Source organism: Neobacillus massiliamazoniensis, assembly GCF_001048695.1.
Taxonomy (GTDB): Bacteria; Bacillota; Bacilli; order Bacillales; family Cytobacillaceae; genus Neobacillus; species Neobacillus massiliamazoniensis.
The window spans coordinates 936,198-952,938 of sequence record NZ_CVRB01000001.1; the positions used below are offsets into that span (position 1 = coordinate 936,198).

Consider the following 16,741-nt stretch of genomic DNA (forward strand, 5'->3'; position numbering starts at 1 on the left):
ATAACTGCTTTCAAACAGCATTTATGCGCGAATTAATCTGATATATGCGCGAATTTTTTTATTTATGAGCGAAAAAACAAATATATGCGCGTTTCACTTTTTTTGAAGTAAAAAAGACTCTTCCAAGTAGAAGAGCCTTTAAAAAATTAATAAGCTTTCGCCCAATATACCATCTTTTTCGCTTCTTTTCCGCAGCACACGCACTTATCTGAAACCTGTTCCTGTTCAAACGGGATACATCTGGAGGTTGCACCAGTTTCTTCTTTGATTTTTTCCTCACAAGCTGTTTCTCCGCACCACATGGCTTTGATAAAACCAGGTTTGTTAACAAGTGTTTCTTTAAATTCATCAAAGTTTACAGCCTTTGAAGTTCTTCCTTCGCGATGATTAAGTGCTTTATTGAAAAGATTTTCTTGGATCTCATCTAATAACTCAGCAAGCTTAATTTCTAGTTCGGCGATAGGAACAACTAATTTTTCTAATGTATCCCTTCTTACCAAAACAACTTGCTTGTTTTCAATGTCTTTTGGCCCAACTTCAAGGCGAACTGGAATCCCCTTCATTTCGTATTCATTGAATTTCCAGCCTGGTTTCTTATCACTTGCATCGATGTCAACTCGAGCAACCGAAGAAAGAGACTGTTTCAAATTATAGGAAAAGTCAAGAACGCCTTCTTTATGCTGGGCAATTGGCACAATCATGACTTGGGTCGGTGCTGCCTTTGGCGGTATCACCAGGCCGCGGTCATCGCCATGTACCATGATTAAGGCACCAATAATTCTAGTGGTGAAGCCCCATGAAGTTTGATGAACATATTGTAGCTTACCATCTTTGTCTGTGTATTGAATACCGAACGCTTCTGCAAATCCTGAACCAAAGTGATGAGAAGTTCCAGACTGAAGTGCTTTTCCATCATGCATTAAGCTTTCGATTGTGAAGGTTGCTTTGGCTCCAGCAAATTTTTCTTTTTCCGTTTTTTGCCCTTTTACGACCGGAATAGCGAGAATTTCTTCACAGATAGAGGCATAAACATTTAGCATTTTAATGGTTTCTTCCATTGCATCTTCATCTGTTGCGTGCGCTGTGTGACCTTCCTGCCATAAAAATTCTAATGTTCGAAGGAATGGGCGAGTTGTTTTTTCCCAACGCACCACATTTGCCCACTGATTATATAGCTTTGGTAAATCACGATAGGAATGAATGATATTTTTGTAATGCTCACAGAATAACACTTCTGATGTTGGGCGAACCACGAGTCTTTCAGCAAGCTCTTCAGAACCACCATGTGTTACCCAAGCGACTTCAGGAGCAAATCCTTCAACATGATCCTTTTCCTTCTGAAGTAAGCTTTCAGGAATAAATAGTGGCATATAAACATTTTCATGCCCGGTTTCTTTAATGCGGCGATCTAGTTCATTTTTTATATTATCCCATAAGGCATAGCCATATGGGCGGATAATCATCGAGCCGCGAACACTTGAATAGTCAATTAAATCTGCTTTTGTGACAATATCTGTGTACCACTGGGCGAAATCCTCGTCCATTGAAGTAACATCTTTTACAAATTCCTTAGCCATTCTTGACACCTCATTATTTTTTTAAAATATAAAAAGGCCTTAATCCCAACAAGGGACCAAGGCCTGGCGGTACCACCCTAAATTTATAAAGCAACATGCTTTAAACACTTTACATGATAACGGATTTGATCCGCATGTATCTTCAAGAAATCCGATACAGAACTCCGAGGCAGGTTCAACTGACCGTCTTAAGAAACCTTTCAGCAAATGGTTTCCTCTCTTGGTAAGACCTTTTCAATTTACTAGTCCCCATCATCGTTTCAATAGTATTTTTGGTTATTATATATTTCTCAAGCATAAAAGTCAACAAGTGAATGTTTCTTTCTATTTATCATTTTTTGTAGATAGGTTAAAATGCAATTACTAATTACAAACGGGGTGAAGGCATTGGAGAAAAAGAATAAGGATGAGCTTGAAAAAGAGGAAGAAGAAAAAAGAGTTTTACTCGAATACATCCGCATGCAAAATGATGCCTTAAAACGCATTTTTAAAAATACTCTTGATAAAGAACATGAAGAATCATAACGTTCCCCTTGCGTTTCCATTTGTCTCATTTTCTCCATAAAAGTAGCAATTTTCATGAAAAGTTCATAAAAGTCAAAATTCAATACAAATATTTCCTTTATAATATCAATATAGTGTTTTGGTTTAATGACTCTATATAGAGGAGATATGCATCATGAATATTTTATTGATTATCACGATAGCGGTCGTTTTTATCATGACAAGCTATTCCATTTACCTGGTTCACCGCGAAAAGAGCAAACTATCCACCATGGCAGGAATGGTGATTAGTATGGCGATTGCGACAATGGCAGGCCTTTTATCTGGATTCCTCTTAGGTTCATATTCAGGGGATATGTTTCTTTCAAGCGGAATTAGTATCATTATTGGCTTTACGATCGGTTTCTTATCAGGACAGCCGCTTGGACTGATACCAATAATGAATGGTGCACTTTCGGGCTTAATCAGCAGTCTATTGGGAGCAATACTCGGCGTCATGCTTCAATATACAGCTCCAACCGTTATGCTTCTCCTTTTACTACTATTATATGTTGTCATTACTGGCATAGTTATTATATTTATATTAGTCGAAACTAGTGATAAATTTTCGCTCGATACACAAGGCCTGTCTCCTTTCGCGATTTTGTCTGCAGGAGTGGTTCTCGTAACAGTGTTTTTGTTTTTATACAGCAGTGATCTCGTGAAAATTCCAGATAAGAATGTTACTGCTAATACGCAGGAGAAAACTCCTCAACAATCAAGTAAATCGGAAATCGATGTATCGAAGGAAAGCAATCCAAAAGTGACGATGAAGGTCACCCCAACAGGTTACACCCCTAATGTGATTCTTGTAAAAAAAGGTGTCCAAGTTGAACTAGAGATTGACAATCCACTAGAGAATAGCTGCCTCACCACCTTCACCATGCCTGATTTTAATATAAACAATGTAAACTTAAAAGTGGGGACAACGAATTTAACCTTCACACCGGATAAAACAGGAGAATATACCTTTAGCTGCGGTATGCATATGTATAAAGGGACCATTATTGTAAAATAAAATAGAAAGAGGATGTCCCAAAAGGGTTTTAACCCTTTGTATTAGGATATCCTCTTTTTTGTTAGGCTGTGTTAAACTTGCCTGTTGATTTGCGTTCAAGAAGCGAGCATCCGCGGGCGTTCCGGGGAGCCTCCTCGGGGCTTGCGCCTGTGGGGTCTCCCCTGCCCCGTACTCCCGCAGGACATTGAATTACATCCTTGAATCCGCCCACGCACGAAGGAAATGCGATAGCATTTTTGAGGAGTCTCGTGCCTTCCGCTCCAATCAACATAGTTTCAAAAATCAACAATGACCTTTAACACAGCCTTTTGTTAAAATATAAGTTCATTTTTCTCAGCACTTTTTATAAACGAAGACTATAATTTCCTATACCTCTTTAAGGCAAAGATGTTTAATACAATAAAAATGGCTGCGAAGATTACCAAGGCAAGTAGGTCACCACTTATGTCACTGAAACCATACCCTTTATACATGACCCCTTTTAAAGCATCACCCGCATAGTACATGGGAATGATTTTCGCTACACCCTGCAACCAATTAGCCATCCCTTCGAGTGGAAAGATCCCCGCAAAAAACACCTGCGGAATAACGGCAATTGGAATAAATTGTATCATTTGAAATTCAGAAGCAGCAAAGCTTGATAACAGGATTCCTAAAGACAATGCAACTAATGCAAGCAATAAATTAATCACTATGACAGTCCAAAGAGAACCAACAAGGACCAAGTCTAATACGTTAATGGCGTATAAAACCACAATAATGGTTTGAATAACGGCAAATATTCCATAGCCTATAAGATAGGCAAATACAATTTCTGCTCTGCGAATGGGTGTTGATAATAATCTCTCCAATGTTCCCGTTGTACGCTCCCGCAGTAAACCAATCCCGGATATGATAAATACAAAAAAGAAGACAAAAAAACCAACTAATATCGGACTTAAAACATCAAAATAGACTGTGTTTTTATTTCCATAAATATATTTTGTTTCAATCGTTTTATTGGGAATATTCACCGGTACTTTCAATTGTTGAATTAATTTAGCTTGGGAAACGGATGCTACCGCTTGATTCACTCTTAATTGTAATGCCTTAGCCGTTGTTGGATCTGCATTTTTTAATGTTAATGTAAAATTTCCATTTTCCATTTGTAGCATTCCATCGAGATTGTCATCTACAACTGTCTTTGATGTTGCTTTCTCGTAATCCTTCACCGTTATCTTTGAATCCTTTAATACTTTTACAATATTTTGATCAATGTTCACTACACCCAATTTCGGATTGACCGTATTACCGTTAAATAAAAAATACATAAGGGTTAAAATTAGTAATGGTGCCACAAATAATAGTGCCAATGTCCTTTTGTCGCGGAACATTTGCTGACAAATACGTTTGATTAATGCGGTTGTTCTCATGCTTGTTTCCTCCCTGCGCGTAAGAATACCTCATCAAAATTATCGGTTTTATATAATTCTTTTAATTCTTTAGGAGAGCCAATCGCTAATATTCGTCCATCCCTTACCATGGCGACGACATCGCATTTTTCGGCCTCATCCATTACATGGGTTGTGACAATGATCGTTTTTTCCTCTTCATTTTTTAATCTTAAAAGTTCACTCCATATTGATAATTTTAATTCTGGATCAATGCCAACCGTCGGCTCGTCTAAAATAAGAACTTTTGGGTCCTGAATTAAAGCGATTGCCATTGATAGCCGCCTTTTCATTCCTCCTGAATAAGCAGAAACTCTTTTATTTAAATCAGAAGTTAGGTTTACTAAATTGGCTGCATACAAAATTCGCTGCTTTTGTTCTTGCTTACTCAATTTATACAAGGATGCAAAAAATTTAAGATTCTCCTCCCCTGTCAGCTCTACATATAATGCATCTGATTGCGCCATGTAACCTATTTCCTGTAATAAAGCCAGATTCGGCATTTTTTGATCTAGGACTTGAATAGATCCGGCATCAGCCTTTTCCATGCCGACAATCATTTTTACCAATGTGGTCTTACCAGCACCGGAAGGTCCAATTAACCCAAATAATTGACCTTTAGGAATATTTAAATTTACATCATTCAAGACATTTTTTTTGCCATAGCTTTTACTAACCTGTTCCACTTTGATGGTTGGATTCATCTAACTTACCCCCTAATCTCACTATAAAATGAACACCGTGTTGACTGTTTTTCTACTTTTAGATTACAATGCAATTACCTTAAATACAATCGACAATAAAGCAAAAAATGTTCATTTTAATAAAAATGGAGCTGGTAAGGATGACAGAAAAAGCACATGATAAAATGGCTGCAAGAACAAAGCAACTTATAAAGGAAACTTTAATCGAATTGATCGAAGAAAAGAGCTTTGAAGGAATAACGGTTAAAGACTTAACTGTGAAGGCTGGATTAAATAGAGGAACCTTTTATCTTCATTATCGGGATAAATATGATTTAATGGTTAAGATTCAAGAAGAATTACTCCAAGGATTTTTACAGATTGTTTTACAAATAGACCCTTTTGATGTAGGAAAGTACCTATCAAAAAATATTCCTTACCCTGTAATTGTTCAACTTTTTACGTACCTGAAAAGTCATTCGCGAATTATTAAAGTGCTATTAGGGCCAAAAGGTGACCCTGCCTTTCCAAAGAAAATGAAAGAGATCATTAAAACGAATTTTTTTGAAAATACGATCAAAAATTTGATTACCTTTCCAGAAGAAGTCGCGATTGTAAAAGAGTATCTGCCTGCAATTGGGACGTCAGTACATTTTGGGATTATTGAAAAATGGTTAGATAATGACATGCCCCATTCACCCGAGGAAATGGCGATGATGTATTTTAATATTGTTAAATTTATTAAAGTTCAAATAAACAAAATCAATAAAATTTAGTTTTAATTAAGGAAAAAGCTTGGTCATGAAACCAAGCTTTTTTTCATAAAATTGTTGTATTGATATTATAAATATGGAGGGTTTTTCTTATGATTAACACGGAAAATGTGAAAAAAAAATCGCCATCTTCATCTACGACGAACAATAAAAATGATATAAAAATAAATAACAGCTTTATCCTCAATTTAACGTTTAACATGGGAGATTCTTTAAGTTTACTGGGGGTTATTGCAGGAATAGTCGTTTTAAGAAAAGTAGTAAAACAACGTATAAATAAGAAGCGCTCAAAAGAAAATTAAAGGCTGCCGAGAATCTTCAGGCAGCCTTTCTAGTTTAATGGTAATCATTCTTTCGTTTTTTTCCAATAAGAACCTTGATTGATAAACAGAATCCTGTACATGTTAAAAACATCTTGGCTACAACTGAGATCCATCCACTAAAAATCAAATTTTTTGCGCTTTTGGAAACGTAATTTCAATCATGGTTCCTTTTCCAAGTGTACTCTGGACCTTTGTTTTACCATGATGTTTTTCAATAATCCATTTCGCTATTGAAAGCCCGAGTCCTGTCCCCTCAGCTGCAGAACGTGCTTTATCACTTTGGTAAAAACGATCGAAAATTTTGGGAATGTCCTCCTCCGGAATTCCAATCCCTGTATCTTCAACCTTAAGAATGATTGAAGAGTGGCTTTGCTGACAGGCAAGGCGTATTTCGCCACCTTCATTTGTATACTTCATGGCATTGTCTAGCAAAATGACAATAAGCTGATGAATTCTTTCTTTATCGCCAAAAAAAGAAACAGTGTCATTCGCTTCCAAACAAATGGACTTTCCTTGGTAGGAAACGATTTCTTCATAATCTTGAACAAGTTCTCTTAAAAGATCATCCAAAAGGAATGGCAGTTTCTTCACTTCAATTTGATTGGAATCTGATCGTGCCAATGTCAACAAATTGGTCACTAACTTAGATAACCGTCTCGATTCCTTCGAGATGGTCGATATGTCAAGAATCTTTTCCTGAATAGTCGCTGAAGGAGCACGGAACAGTAAATCCGTTTTCGCCTGAATCACCGCTAGTGGCGTTCTGAGCTCATGTGAAGCATCAGATACAAACTCCTGCTGCTTTTGCCAGGCATTTTTAATAGGAACAAGTGCACGACCAGCTAGAAAATAACCTGAGAAAATCGCACAAATTACACCTACCCCACAACCAATTGTGATAATTAATAAAAGTCGATTCAACAATTCTTGTTCTGAATCGGTATTTCGAATGACTTGAACGGTAAATTTACCAAAATTCGGATCAACGATTGTTGTCGCGATGTAACGGAAGGAAAAATTCTCAACATCTACATCCTGTAAAGAATCCAATTTCTTCGGACGGATTTGATCCTCATTATCAATAAAAAGCTGGGAGTCACGACCTTGGTTAGACATAAGATGCTTATTCTTATCCCATACGAGGATTATTATTCTTGGATCTCTCCTGATGTATCTTGGACCTGGTCCGGTATTATCTTTTGGAGTCGGCTGCTGACTCCGAAAAACATCAATCGATTGCAGCAAGGATTGGTTCACATTTTTATATAATTTGTTTTGAGTATAAAAATAAATAATACTCCCAAAGATGCTAATTAATACGATAAAAACAACGGAATTAATAATGGTAAGCCTGATATGTGTCTTCCGAAACATGGCCGACTCCTTACTCTTCACTTAACATATAGCCAACACCACGGATGGTTTTGATATCGCAATGATAGCCAAACGGTTCAAGTTTTTTACGAAGATGATGCATGAACACCTCAACAATGGCGATGGTTGTGTCAGAGTCAAAGCCCCATACACGATCGTAGATTTGTTCTTTTGTTAAAATGGCTCCTTTATTTTGAATCAAATATTCTAATAGCTCATATTGTTTTGAAGTAAGCTTAATAGACTTGTCATTCACGATAATATCCCGTTCTTTTCCCAACAGCTCAATTCCCCGATATTGAATCGTTTGATTGGTTGTCAAGCTTCCGCTCCTCCTTAATAATGCGCGGATACGTGCCTTCAATTCTGCTGCTTGAAACGGTTTAACTAAATAATCATCACCACCGCTGTCGAGTCCCATGACACGATCTTCTAATGAATCCCTAGCTGTTAAAAACAGGACTGGTGTTTTTAAACCCTCTTTTCGAATCGTTTGTAAAACTTCAAATCCATCCATTTCAGGCAGCATGACATCTAAAACAATGGCATCATGGATATTTTGCATCGCCAAGAATAAGGCATCTTCACCATTTGATGCTTGATCGACCTCGAATTCGTCAGATAATAACTGGACAATGGATTCGAGTAAGGGAATATTATCTTCAACAACTAATAATCGCAAGGTATCTCTCTCCTTTTTAGAAAAGCGCAAGCGCCTTCGGAACAAGCACAGCTTGTTCCTGCGAGGAATATTCTAAGGAGCATTCCTTTATGCTCAGCCCCGACAAGCATAAGACAAGCCGGCATGAAGGTTGCTTTTTAACCTTCTTGGCGGATTGGCTTATGACCTCGAGGGGCTAGGCGCTGGAGCTAGACAATTCTCAAAATACAATGATATAAATTCTGATTTTATTAAAAAGCACTCCATTATTATCCTATTATATAGCAAACAAAGCGGTCGTTACAGTCACGTCCGCTTTGTTCTAACACTATTCTCCTATTCATATCTAAGGGCTTGAATAGGGTTTAATTTTGATGCTTTATTAGCAGGGAATACCCCAAAAACAACACCTACTACTACCGAGAATAAGAATGACATTAAAATGACTGATGATGAGAAGGTAAATGTCATGCTTAAGGTTGACGATAAAATTTTACCAAGCCCGAGTCCAATTAGGATTCCGATGATTCCTCCCATTGAACTTAAGACAGCTGCCTCGATTAAGAATTGCAATAATACATCTCGTCTTTTCGCTCCAATGGCTTTACGAATACCGATTTCTTTCGTTCTTTCTGATACTGAAACGAGCATAATATTCATAATTCCAATACCGCCAACAAGTAAGGAAATCCCAGCAATTCCTCCTAACATCATAGTCATCGTGTTGGAAACCGAGCTCATCGTATTCATTAAATCCTGCTGATTTGAAACTGAATAGGAATCAGATTGGTTTGGAAACATGGTTGCCAATTTGGCTTGAATTTCAGCCATGATAAAATCCAATTGATCCTGGCTTTTGCCTTGAAGATATAATTGATTAACATTAGTGGTTTTCAGCAAACGCTCACCGGTGCTTAGCGGCACAATAACGACATCGTCACCACTTGACCCAAGCGAACTTCCTTTTGATTCCAACACACCGACTACTTTGAATGACGTACCATTTATTTGAATGTATTGGTCAATCGGATTATCTGTTCCAAAGAATGTTTGTGCTGTAGTTGCACCAATGACAGCAATTTTCTGTCTGTATTCGTTGTCAAGGTCATTAATAAAACGACCTTGACTAACATTTACATTTTTAATTGATGAGTAATTAGAGTTTGTTGCCGTTAACGATACCTGAGCAGATGTCCGATCTTTTTTTACTTCAACACGACCGGAAATAACAGGAGCGACTGACTTAACTCCATTTAATTTACTGATCTCATCAATTTTATCCTGCGTTATTGCTAAATTTGTCCCAAATGTATTCACGGTTAACAGGTTAGTCCCTAATGAATTAATTTGGTTGGTTACATTGGTGGTAGAACCTTGTGCCATTGCCACAAGGACAATGACAGAGGAAACACCAATGATAATTCCGAGCATGGTTAAAACTGAACGGAGCTTATTGCTTTTAATACTGCGGAGTGCCATTTTAATGGATTGCAAGATGCCCACTCAGCACACCCCCATTTTCTTGAAGTTGCCCATCTTGAATACTCACCATTCTTTTTGCCTGTTTGGCAATCGATAAATCGTGGGTAATTAATATGATCGTATTCCCTAACTCATTTAATTGGTTTATGATTTCTAATATTTCCTTACTCGTCTTACTATCTAACGCTCCAGTAGGTTCGTCAGCAAGTAAGATCGATGGATTACCAGCAAGGGCTCTTGCGATGGCAACCCTTTGCTGCTGGCCACCTGAAAGCTGGGTAGGCAAATGCCCAGCTCGGTCGGACAGCCCAACCTTTTTTAACGACTCTAAGGCGAGTTCACGTCTTATTTTCGCAGAAAGTCCGGCATATAACAGCGGAAGCTCAACATTTTCAACAGCCGTCAGCTTCGTTAAAAGGTTAAAGTTTTGAAAAATAAATCCAATCTTTTGATTACGAATCGTGGCTAACTGATTATCATTCATTTTTCCAATATCCTTCCCATCAAGAAGGTATTGACCTGAATCAGGTCGGTCCAAGCAGCCGATCATATTCATCAATGTCGATTTACCTGAACCGGATGGACCAATGATCGCTAAAAATTCGCCCTTATTTATTTCAAATGAAATATTATTTAAGGCATGAACGGTTTCGCCACCAAGCTTATAGCTTTTCATGATGTTTTTGATTTCAATAATCGGTGTGCTCATTAGTTACCACCCCTTCCACCAGATGACGCTTTTCCACCTCCATTACCACCATTTCCACCGCCTCGGTTCTGACGACCCATGCCGCCCATTCCGCCATATCCGCCCATACCGCCAAATCCACCTTGCATATATTTAGCATTATTGTTGCTGCTAATCACTAAATTTGGAAGGCGAACGACTTGACCTTCGGTTAAGCCTTGAGTAATTTCGACATAATCTGCATTTGCCATACCAGTTTGAACCATGACACGGGAACTAGACCATTGGTTACCTTGACTGTTTTGGTTATTACCTTGCGTATTTTGACTATTCTGATCTTGGTTTGCAAGCATAACAAATTTCTTGCCATTCATTGAATGCACTGCATCCACCGGTACATATAAAGCATTGTCCTTACTTGCTGTTAGAATGTCTGCCTCTGTACTCATACCCACCTTTAAGCCGGTTGGGTTGTCAATATGGACTGTAACATCAAAAGTGGAAACACCGTTTGTTGATGTACCTTCGTTTGCAATTGCTGTTACAGTTCCATTAAATGTTTGATCAGGTAGAGCATTTATTTTTATGGTTGCAGTTTGTCCCACGCTAACCTTTGGAATATCAAGTTCATCGATCGAAGCAACTGTTTGTAGATCATTGTAATTTGTAAGATGGGCTACAGCTTGGCCGATTTGCACTCGTTCACCTGCTTGAACATTGATTGCTGTAACAACGCCATCTGAAGGTGCTGTAATCGGATTACTTCCATCTGTAAAAGTAATAAGCACGTCGCCTGCTTTGACTGCCTGCCCTGCCGAAACGAGAACTTCAGCAATTTGATTATTATTTATTGTAGATTTAATGTCCTCAGTCGTAACAGGTTGTACTGTACCAGATCCACTGACTCGGACCTCAAATTTCCCTTTTTGAACAACAGCTGTTCGATTTTGGGTAGGAGTTTGTTGTTGTGCTTTTGTTTTCGAACTGTAAAATAGGTAACCTCCTCCACCTACTACCAGTACTGCAATGATAATAATAATCCATTTTTTCATTTCTCCATGCTCCTTTTGATTTGAGGATTGTTTTTGGAATAAGCCTATTATTAAATGCCTACCTTAACTTTTCCTTAATAAATAGGTAGAAGTTTGACATCTAGATTTTCCCATAATATAGTTAAATACGTGAATAGTTAAACAGTTTAACTATTTTTAGTCATTTTTTAGTCATTGTGAGGTGAAATCTTTCATGAATAATGGAGAAATTCAAGAATTAATTGACCGCTATATGTCCTTATCTTTTCAAGTACACAAAAAGGCAGAAGCATTAATTAAAGAAGAAATCGGAAATGAATTGACCAATGATCAGCACTACATATTAAGGCATATTTATCAAGCTGGGGAATGTACTTCATCAGAATTAGCAGACGTGTTTGAAGTAAACAAAAGTGCCATTACGGCTATTATAAATCGAATGGTAGAAAGAGGGTTTATTCAAAGAACCCGCGATGAAAATGACCGGAGGGTTGTTTATTTATCGTTAACTGATGGGGGATCTGAGCTATTTAAAACTGCTCAAAAAAGAGTTCATCTTTTAGTTGAATCCATCATAACCCAGTTTGAGAAAACAGAAATTACAAATTTTCTTCAAACGTTTGAAAAATTAGCGCAAATATTAAACAACAAGAAACAAGAAGAAATGGGGGAATAATTCATGAAAGCAATTTTTAAAGGAAAATGGTTTATTCTTACTGCTTGGATTGCTGTGATTGTCCTTCTTTTCATGTTAGCTCCCAATATGGAAACCCTTGTAAGGCAAAAGGGGCAAATCAAAGTCCCTGATGGTTATTCATCCACAATGGCGGCAAAAATTCTAAATGATGTACAATCAAGTGAAAATACAGGAAATGGATTGCAAACAGCTCTTGTTTTTCATAGCAGCAGAAAGTTGACTGATGAAGATTTTGCTAAAGCAAAAAAAGCCGTCAATATATTGGAAGATCGGCAAAAAGAACTTGGTATAACGTCGATCGTCTCACATTTTAACGATGAACAGCTGAAAAACCAACTCGTTTCCAAGGACGGCAAAACCATTCTTGTCTCAGTAACAGTGAAACCGAATGGCCGGGATTTAAATGAAATTACAAAAGATTTATATAGTGCTATCAAAGATGTTAAATTGTCTCATTATTATACAGGAAGCTGGTTGATTAATGAGGATCTCGTTACCAATTCTCAGGAAGGTTTGAAAAAAACTGAAGGGATTACCGTTGTTTTCATTTTGATTGTCCTCTTACTTGTATTCCGATCTGTGATTGCTCCGATTATTCCATTAATTACGGTTGGATTCAGCTACCTTACTGCCCAATCCATCGTTGCGATCTTGGTCGATAAGTTCAATTTCCCATTATCTACCTTTACACAAATTTTTCTTGTCGCTGTTTTATTTGGGATTGGAACCGACTATTGTATTCTCTTGCTGAGCCGTTTCAAAGAGGAAATGTCAAAAAAGGAAAATGTGACAGAGGCGATCGTGGAAACTTACCGCACTGCTGGGAAAACAGTCTTTTTTAGTGGAATCGCCGTTATGATAGGTTTTGCTTCAATCGGCTTTTCAACTTTTGTGCTATATAAGTCAGCTTCCGCGGTAGCAATTGGTGTAGCTATCCTATTATTGGCACTTGTTACTGTCGTTCCTTTTTTCATGGCTGTACTGGGGAAAAAACTATTTTGGCCTTCTAAGGGTAAGCTTGAACATGGTGAGAGTAAAATCTGGGGCTTCGCCGGTAGATTTGCTTTAGCAAGGCCATTTATAGCCTTTATCATTGTTCTTGCTGTATCAGTGCCCTTTTTATTTACCTATAAAGGAACCTTATCTTTTAACTCGCTTGAAGAAATCGGTTCTAATTTTGATTCCATTAAAGGCTTTAATATCATTTCCGATTCATTTGGGCCTGGTGAGTCGATGCCTACCCAAATTGTAATTAAAAATGATGTGCCAATGAATTCTCCTGATTATATTGCTATTACTAATAAAATCAGCCAAGATCTGAGTAAGGTAAACGACGTCAAAACCGTCCGTTCTGTTACCCAACCAACCGGAAAACCAATTGATGATTTGTACATTTCCAAACAAGCTGCAAGCCTTGGAGATGGGCTCGGCCAAAGCAATGACGGAATACAAAAAATCAGTAATGGGCTTGAGGATGCAAGCACCCAGCTTGCTGCCAATCAACCGAAATTACAGGAAACAACTGGCGGAATTAATAATTTAATTACGGGAACTAATCAGGTGAAATCGGGGTTAGGGACCATTCAGGTCAATCTGAGCAAAATTGAAGATGGGCTGAAATCAGGTACAATGGGTGCGACCCAGATTAAACAAGGATTAGAGCAAATAAAGGCCAATTTAATAACGATTGATGCTAATTATAAGAAGCTGCTTGATGGATATAATCAGTCCAGTGCTGGGATTGCGCAGCTTTTAACAAATTACAAGCAAATTGCCGGTGGACTTGATTCCTTGCATAAAAGTTTGTTGGCCACAAATGATAATTTTAAAAATCTTGAAAATCAATATCAGGGAATTGAACAAAACACAAACTATCAAGCTATTAAAATGACCGTTACAGAGGCCCAGAATGCAACTGCGACATTAGCTGGCAGCCTGAATCAGTTGAATGAAGGCCTCAAAGGCGCCCAAGATGGAATCAATTTTGCCAATAGTAAATTTGAAGAACTAATTACTGGCCAGGAATTAGCTGTAAAAGGTATGGATGACCTCATTTCTGGAATTTCCAATTTGGAAACCGGGATGAATCAAATGGCTGTGGGCCAAGGTCAAATTGTTGATAACATTCCACAGTTGTCAAACGGTTTAAATGGGATTAATGATGGCCACGAACAGCTCTTAACAGGTTTTCAAGGATTGGGCGGTCAGATCTCTCAACTTACTGATGGTCTCAACAAAAGTACTGATGGATTACATCAAGTATCAAAGGGCTTAAACTCTGCTCAAGATTATTTATCAGGAGTTTCTAAAGAGAAGGATAACGGTTTTTACATTCCACAAGATGTGATTGACAGCAAAGATTTTGCCAAAGTTTTGGATACTTATATGTCAAAAGATCATAAAGTGATGACCATTGATGTTGTATTCAATAAAAATCCTTATTCAAATGAAGCAATCAACCGCATTGATGAAATCAAACAAACCGTTAATAGGGCTGTAAAGGATACAAAGCTTGAGAATGCGAAAGTGGCCGTTGGCGGTGTAACAAGTATGAACAATGACCTTGATACGATGTCAAAACATGATTATTCACGGACAGTTGTTCTCATACTTACCGGGATATTTTTCATTTTAATTATCCTGTTGCGTTCTTTTATCATGCCGATTTACCTAATTGGTTCATTGATTTTAACGTATTATACCTCAATGGCAATTTCCGAAAAGATTTTTGTAAATCTATTAGGATACACGGGTATTAGCTGGGCCGTTCCGTTCTTTGCCTTCGTAATCTTAATTGCTCTTGGCATTGACTATAGTATTTTCTTAATGGACCGCTTCAATGAGTATCGTGACATGCCCGTTCAAAAGGCTATCTTAGAATCGATGAAAAAGATGGGAACCGTCATTATTTCCGCAGCAATCATTTTGGGTGGTACTTTCGCTGCCATGATGCCATCAGGCGTTTTATCCTTGCTTGAAATTGCTACGATTCTATTAATTGGCCTAATCTTATACGCCCTTATCGTTCTTCCTTTGTTTGTTCCCGTCATGGTAAGAACATTTGGCGAAGCAAATTGGTGGCCATTTATAAAAACTCGGGATCGCGACACTTCATCAAATATGGATTAAAATGAAAAGCACGCTGATTAATCTCGTCAGCGTGCTCTTTTATGTTTATAAGATCATCTTAGTGACCCATACAGTTCATTTTTTCGAGTTTCAGGCACTATTCATAAAAATAGTGACCCTACCAGCTTATTTTCCCAAGTTTCAGGCACTATTCAAGAAAATAGTGAATCCACCCAGCTCATTTTTTCAAGTTTCAGGCACTATTAATAAAATTGCAATTAAAATGAACAACGATTAAAATCTTCATTCAACCTTTACTTCTATCTTATCAATTGCATTATAGCCATAACCTTTTCTATTCCATATAGGTTCATTTGGCTGCATACGTCCTTCCGAATCAATTGCTTTTGAGATAATCATGTATTCTCCTTTTTCAGTCACCTGCCATTCATAAATCCAACGGACCCATGAATAATTTTCAGTTGATAAGAAAATTTTTGCTGCTTCCCAAGTACGTCCTCCATCTAAACTAATCTCCACTTTCAGAACTTTTCCTCTACCAGTCCAGGCAATGCCCTCAATCGTATGATTCCCAGTATTCAAAACTTGCAGATTAAGAGGCTTTTGTATAGTTGAGTTTAAATTGATCGTTGTCACCGGAATTTTTCCAATATCGCTATCCCTGTTTGGATAGTAAACATAATCTATCGCTTGAAAAGGTCCTGTAAATTCATGATCAATAACCGTTATTTTCTTGATCCATTTTACCGATGCCATTGCATACCATCCGGGCACAATTAACCTCAATGGATAACCATGTTTAAATGGTATCGGCTGATCGTTATATTCATAGGCAATGATCGTATCCGGATGAAGAGCTATCTCAAGAGGTAAGCTTCTTGAAAAATGATATTGTTGATTGGTATCAGTTCTTTCTCCAAAATCATATCCCTCAAAAACTATCTCTTTAGCAGTTTCAAGTAATCCTGTATATTGCAATAAAGCTGAAAGAGGAGTACCCTTCCACTTTCCTTGGCTAATCGCTCCTTTTCCCCACTGTTCACCAAAAACCTTTGGATTAAACAGTTCCCTTTTATTACCTGCACACTCTAAGATCACTTTTACAGTTTTACTCGGTAATACTCTGATTTCTTGCAATGAAAAGACCTTGGGGAAACGTACCAGTCCCTCAATTGGCAAAAAATAAAATGATGTGAGAAAGTTTGGATAGGAAAAATGATTGCGGCGATAAAACAATTTATAATTAACAATATCACCTTTTATAAAATTAATAGGTGTTTCCTGGTTTTCAGGAGTTAAACTTTTTGTAATCAGGTAAGGTTTTATACCCAAAATAATCCCTCGTTCATTTGAATTTAATATTTCATAATT

The 16,741-nt window shown here is 37.6% G+C and carries 16 protein-coding genes and 1 other annotated feature; of the genes, 7 read left to right on the top strand and 9 right to left on the bottom strand.

Annotation, left to right across the window (positions count from 1 at the left end; translation table 11 throughout):
- Positions 1-146: 146 nt before the first annotated feature.
- Positions 147-1,577, bottom strand: a complete 1,431-nt coding sequence (gene proS / locus BN1082_RS04545; protein ID WP_176699645.1) for a proline--tRNA ligase — start codon at positions 1,575-1,577, stop codon at positions 147-149.
- A gap of 48 nt (positions 1,578-1,625) precedes the next feature.
- Positions 1,626-1,842 (bottom strand) — a binding site (T-box leader).
- Positions 1,843-1,931: 89 nt separating this feature from the next.
- On the opposite strand from proS, the gene BN1082_RS27295 reads away from it, so the two are divergent.
- The gene (locus BN1082_RS27295; RefSeq protein WP_176699646.1) at positions 1,932-2,102 is read left to right on the top strand and encodes a hypothetical protein; all 171 of its coding nucleotides are present in this window, start codon (positions 1,932-1,934) and stop codon (positions 2,100-2,102) included.
- Positions 2,103-2,256: 154 nt separating this feature from the next.
- Complete coding sequence (locus tag BN1082_RS26910) at positions 2,257-3,138, top strand: cupredoxin domain-containing protein (RefSeq protein ID WP_141650817.1); 882 nt, start codon at positions 2,257-2,259, stop codon at positions 3,136-3,138.
- 356 nt (positions 3,139-3,494) lie between these two features.
- On the opposite strand, the gene BN1082_RS04555 is transcribed toward BN1082_RS26910, so the two are convergent.
- Positions 3,495-4,550, bottom strand: a complete 1,056-nt coding sequence (locus BN1082_RS04555) for an ABC transporter permease (protein WP_090631495.1) — start codon at positions 4,548-4,550, stop codon at positions 3,495-3,497.
- Positions 4,547-5,272, bottom strand: a complete 726-nt coding sequence (locus BN1082_RS04560; protein ID WP_090631498.1) for an ABC transporter ATP-binding protein — start codon at positions 5,270-5,272, stop codon at positions 4,547-4,549. The genes BN1082_RS04555 and BN1082_RS04560 overlap by 4 nt, the downstream gene beginning before the upstream one ends.
- Positions 5,273-5,300: 28 nt before the next feature.
- Between BN1082_RS04560 and BN1082_RS28495 the strand changes: the two genes are divergently transcribed.
- From BN1082_RS28495 to BN1082_RS04570, 3 genes are all read left to right on the top strand, one after another.
- Positions 5,301-5,432: a hypothetical protein gene (locus BN1082_RS28495; RefSeq protein WP_281176988.1), complete on the top strand. Its 132-nt coding sequence runs from the start codon at positions 5,301-5,303 to the stop codon at positions 5,430-5,432.
- Entirely contained in the window at positions 5,413-6,027 is a 615-nt protein-coding gene (locus tag BN1082_RS04565; RefSeq protein ID WP_176699647.1) for a TetR/AcrR family transcriptional regulator, read from the top strand. The genes BN1082_RS28495 and BN1082_RS04565 overlap by 20 nt, the downstream gene beginning before the upstream one ends.
- 89 nt (positions 6,028-6,116) lie before the next feature.
- Entirely contained in the window at positions 6,117-6,326 is a 210-nt protein-coding gene (locus BN1082_RS04570) for a hypothetical protein (RefSeq protein ID WP_090631502.1), read from the top strand.
- A 144-nt stretch (positions 6,327-6,470) separates the two neighbouring features.
- On the opposite strand, the gene BN1082_RS04575 is transcribed toward BN1082_RS04570, so the two are convergent.
- The 5 genes from BN1082_RS04575 to BN1082_RS04595 form a co-directional block, all read right to left on the bottom strand.
- Complete coding sequence (locus tag BN1082_RS04575) at positions 6,471-7,721, bottom strand: sensor histidine kinase (protein ID WP_090631505.1); 1,251 nt, start codon at positions 7,719-7,721, stop codon at positions 6,471-6,473.
- A 10-nt stretch (positions 7,722-7,731) separates the two neighbouring features.
- Positions 7,732-8,403 (bottom strand): response regulator transcription factor, encoded by a 672-nt coding sequence (locus BN1082_RS04580; protein ID WP_090631508.1) that lies wholly within the window; start codon positions 8,401-8,403, stop codon positions 7,732-7,734.
- Between the two features lie 315 nt (positions 8,404-8,718).
- A complete protein-coding gene (locus tag BN1082_RS04585; RefSeq protein ID WP_090631512.1) occupies positions 8,719-9,885 on the bottom strand; it encodes an ABC transporter permease in 1,167 nt (388 codons plus the stop codon).
- Complete coding sequence (locus BN1082_RS04590) at positions 9,863-10,573, bottom strand: ABC transporter ATP-binding protein (RefSeq protein ID WP_090631515.1); 711 nt, start codon at positions 10,571-10,573, stop codon at positions 9,863-9,865. The genes BN1082_RS04585 and BN1082_RS04590 overlap by 23 nt, the downstream gene beginning before the upstream one ends.
- Positions 10,573-11,604 (bottom strand): efflux RND transporter periplasmic adaptor subunit, encoded by a 1,032-nt coding sequence (locus BN1082_RS04595; protein WP_090631518.1) that lies wholly within the window; start codon positions 11,602-11,604, stop codon positions 10,573-10,575. The genes BN1082_RS04590 and BN1082_RS04595 overlap by 1 nt, the downstream gene beginning before the upstream one ends.
- A 193-nt stretch (positions 11,605-11,797) precedes the next feature.
- Here BN1082_RS04595 and BN1082_RS04600 point away from each other — a divergent pair, with 193 nt between their 5' ends.
- Both BN1082_RS04600 and BN1082_RS04605 read left to right on the top strand, forming a co-directional pair.
- Positions 11,798-12,259, top strand: coding sequence for a MarR family winged helix-turn-helix transcriptional regulator (locus BN1082_RS04600; RefSeq protein WP_090631521.1), 462 nt, complete (start codon positions 11,798-11,800; stop codon positions 12,257-12,259).
- Between the two features lie 3 nt (positions 12,260-12,262).
- Positions 12,263-15,409, top strand: a complete 3,147-nt coding sequence (locus BN1082_RS04605; protein ID WP_090631524.1) for an MMPL family transporter — start codon at positions 12,263-12,265, stop codon at positions 15,407-15,409.
- Between the two features lie 243 nt (positions 15,410-15,652).
- Here BN1082_RS04605 and BN1082_RS04610 read toward each other — a convergent pair whose 3' ends face one another.
- A complete protein-coding gene (locus BN1082_RS04610) occupies positions 15,653-16,702 on the bottom strand; it encodes a sulfite oxidase (protein ID WP_245640309.1) in 1,050 nt (349 codons plus the stop codon).
- Positions 16,703-16,741: the final 39 nt, after the last annotated feature.

Coding starts and splice junctions, on each gene's coding strand:
- BN1082_RS04560 (WP_090631498.1), bottom strand. CDS start 5,272: ATGAATCCAACCATCAAAGTGGAACAGGTTAGTAAAAGCTATGGCAAA.
- BN1082_RS04565 (WP_176699647.1), top strand. CDS start 5,413: ATGACAGAAAAAGCACATGATAAAATGGCTGCAAGAACAAAGCAACTT.
- BN1082_RS28495 (WP_281176988.1), top strand. CDS start 5,301: ATGAACACCGTGTTGACTGTTTTTCTACTTTTAGATTACAATGCAATT.
- BN1082_RS04605 (WP_090631524.1), top strand. CDS start 12,263: ATGAAAGCAATTTTTAAAGGAAAATGGTTTATTCTTACTGCTTGGATT.
- BN1082_RS27295 (WP_176699646.1), top strand. CDS start 1,932: ATGCAATTACTAATTACAAACGGGGTGAAGGCATTGGAGAAAAAGAAT.
- BN1082_RS04595 (WP_090631518.1), bottom strand. CDS start 11,604: ATGAAAAAATGGATTATTATTATCATTGCAGTACTGGTAGTAGGTGGA.
- BN1082_RS26910 (WP_141650817.1), top strand. CDS start 2,257: ATGAATATTTTATTGATTATCACGATAGCGGTCGTTTTTATCATGACA.
- BN1082_RS04600 (WP_090631521.1), top strand. CDS start 11,798: ATGAATAATGGAGAAATTCAAGAATTAATTGACCGCTATATGTCCTTA.
- BN1082_RS04555 (WP_090631495.1), bottom strand. CDS start 4,550: ATGAGAACAACCGCATTAATCAAACGTATTTGTCAGCAAATGTTCCGC.
- BN1082_RS04575 (WP_090631505.1), bottom strand. CDS start 7,721: ATGTTTCGGAAGACACATATCAGGCTTACCATTATTAATTCCGTTGTT.
- BN1082_RS04570 (WP_090631502.1), top strand. CDS start 6,117: ATGATTAACACGGAAAATGTGAAAAAAAAATCGCCATCTTCATCTACG.
- proS (WP_176699645.1), bottom strand. CDS start 1,577: ATGGCTAAGGAATTTGTAAAAGATGTTACTTCAATGGACGAGGATTTC.
- BN1082_RS04590 (WP_090631515.1), bottom strand. CDS start 10,573: ATGAGCACACCGATTATTGAAATCAAAAACATCATGAAAAGCTATAAG.